This window comes from Desulfobulbus elongatus DSM 2908 (assembly GCF_000621145.1).
Taxonomy (GTDB): Bacteria; Desulfobacterota; Desulfobulbia; order Desulfobulbales; family Desulfobulbaceae; genus Desulfobulbus; species Desulfobulbus elongatus.
Map to the genome: position 1 here is coordinate 1 of NZ_JHZB01000076.1, position 2,733 is coordinate 2,733.

2 protein-coding genes are annotated in these 2,733 nt (G+C 56.9%); both read left to right on the forward strand.

Annotation, left to right across the window (positions count from 1 at the left end; genetic code table 11):
- Window positions 1-309 precede the first annotated feature (309 nt).
- Window positions 310-2,424, forward strand: a complete 2,115-nt coding sequence (locus tag Q362_RS0117565) for a class I SAM-dependent DNA methyltransferase (protein ID WP_028319682.1) — start codon at window positions 310-312, stop codon at window positions 2,422-2,424.
- The coding region (locus Q362_RS21630; RefSeq protein ID WP_035217148.1) for an AlbA family DNA-binding domain-containing protein at window positions 2,421-2,733 on the forward strand (313 nt) is incomplete at its 3' end. The genes Q362_RS0117565 and Q362_RS21630, both read left to right, overlap by 4 nt.

Consider the following 2,733-nt stretch of genomic DNA (forward strand, 5'->3'; position numbering starts at 1 on the left):
GAAACGATGAACCCCGCGATTCCCCGCATGCACATGTTTGCCGGGCCGAATGGTTTGGGAAAAAGCACGATCGATGGCTTCAATTCGGAGTTGTTTTGGGTGATATCAACCCCGCTGACATCAAGAAGGAGATTCTACGACATGGCACGCCCGGGTTGATGTACCCAAAAAACTTCGGTGAAAGCGTCGGAAAAAATACTCCGACTCCTGGCAGCAACCCATCTACACCGCTGCGGATGGAGCGTGATACCATCGAACCGAGATGCCTCGGTACTTATCGTTAAACATTCGTCGTGATTGAGGGTAACTTTGGCTCAACTTGAACATATCGAGGCAATTGAAAAGCGGCTGTGGAACGCTGCGGATACTCTGCGAGCCAATTCCAACTATGCCAGTAATGAATACTTCCTGCCGGTCATGGGGCTGGTGTTTCTGCGTCATGCCTATAGCCGGTATCTTCTGGCTAAAATGAAGATCGAGCCTACCTTGCCCAGCCGGGGCGGAAAAACCCGGTCTTTGACCAAGGAGGACTTTTCCAAACAGAGCGCCATCTTTCTGCGGCCTAAAGCACAGTTTGATTCTCTGGTGTCTCTGCCGGACAGCGCCGACCGAGCCAAGGCGCTGATCGAGGCGATGGAGTCCATCGAGGAGGATTACGAAAACCTGCGCGGCGTCCTGCCCAAGTCCGAATACCAGGAGTTGGACAACGATGTCCTCGGCCAGTTGCTTCGGACCCTCAACCCGGAGGAGTTGAAGAAGGTTTCCGGCGATGTCTTCGGCCGCATCTATGAATACTTTCTGACCCAGTTCGCCGACCAGAAGGCCCACGACGGCGGCGAGTTCTTCACTCCCATTTCCATTGTCTCCCTGATTGCCCATGTGATCGACCCGGCTCACGGAGTCATCCTCGATCCGGCCTGCGGTTCCGGCGGTATGTTCGTGCAGAGTGCCCGGACTGTCGAAGAGCATGGCGACAGCCCGACGGAAAAATTACTCATCCGGGGGCTGGAGAAAAACGCCACCACTATTCGCCTGGCCAAGATGAACCTGGCCGTGCACGGCCTGGAAGGCGATATCCTCAAGGCCATCACCTATTACGAAGATCCGCACGAACTGGTGGGCAAGGCCGACTATGTCATGGCCAATCCTCCTTTCAACGTGGACGAGATCGATGCCGACAAGGTCAAGCGCGATCCGCGCCTGCCCTTTGGGCTCCCCGGCGTCAACAAGAAGGGCAAGGTCAGCAACGGCAACTATGTCTGGATCAGTTATTTCTACAGCTACCTGAACGACCAAGGCCGGGCCGGTTTCGTGATGTCGTCCCAGGCCTCCAGCGCCGGGGGCGGCGAGGCCAATGTCCGCCGGAAGTTGATCGAGACCGGCGATGTCGATGTGATGATCGCCATCCGTTCCAACTTCTTCTACACTCGCACCGTCCCCTGCGAACTCTGGTTTTTGAACCGCGACAAGCCCAAAGAGCATAAAGACAAGGTGCTGATGCTCGACGCCCGCAACGTCTACCGCAAGGTGACCCGCAAGATCTACGATTTCAGCCCTGAGCAGGAGAAGAACCTGCTGGCCGTTGTCTGGCTCTACCGGGGGCAGACCGACAAGTATCTGAACCTGGTGGCCGGTTACTGCCGCCGCACCTTGGACGAGGCTGCCCTGTGTTTGAAAAAGAAGAACCCGGCGGGTGAAGCCGAGGAACCGCTAGCGGACTACACCGCCGCCCTGGTCGATTTGCTGGCCGTGATGCAGCCCTTTCTGGAGAGTCTGTCTGAAGACGGCCCCCAAATGGAACCGCTGCTGGAATTGAACAAGGCCCTGCCGGACTTTGAAAATGACGTCGCCCTCTTTGCCAAGGATGCTGCCGTTCAGGAAGCTCTCGGGAAGACCCAGAAGACCGGCAACGGCGAGTTAAAGAAGGCAGTTGACCGGCTTGCTTCTTTGGCGGAAAAGAGCCGCGACCTGATCAAGCAGAGCGATCTGCTGTTCAAGCTGATCGGCCGGGTCATCGAGACCTGTGAAAAGGAATGTAATGCCAAGGAGAATGATGACTGGGTAAACCGCGATATCACCCGCGCCCGCAAAACGGCCGATGAGTTCCGCGCCCTAGCCGTGGAACAGCTCAAACAGGTGCGTTATTTCTGGAAGCAGGCCCACTGGCTCACCGAACGCTTTCCTGAAGCCCAGCTCCGCGATGTGGAAGGGCTGGTCAAACTGGTGGACCGGACCGAGATCGAGGCCAACGACTGGAGTCTCACCCCCGGTCGCTATGTCGGTGTTGCTCCCGAGGTGGAGGACGAGGATTTCGATTTCGAGGAAACCCTGCGTGAAATCCACGTTGAACTGGAAGACCTCAACGCCGAAGCCAACACCTTGGCCGCCACCATCAAAAGGAACTTTGAGGAGCTGGGGATATGACCATCGCCGAACTGCTCAAGGCCGAAGAGAGCAAGACCCTGGAGTTCAAGCGCGATCTCTCCTCCCCACGCAATCTGCTCAAGACGCTGGTGGCCTTTGGCAATACCGCCGGCGGCCGGATCATCATCGGCGTGGCGGACAAAACGCGGGAACCGGTGGGCATCGACAACCCGCTGGACGAGGAGGAACGGCTCTGCAATCTGATCGCCGATTCCATCGGGAGCATCCGACAGTTATGCGCATCATTTGATCCTTTTGAGCGTAACAGCGCTATACTGCGGCTGTTTTCTGTTAACGGCCTGATGCATC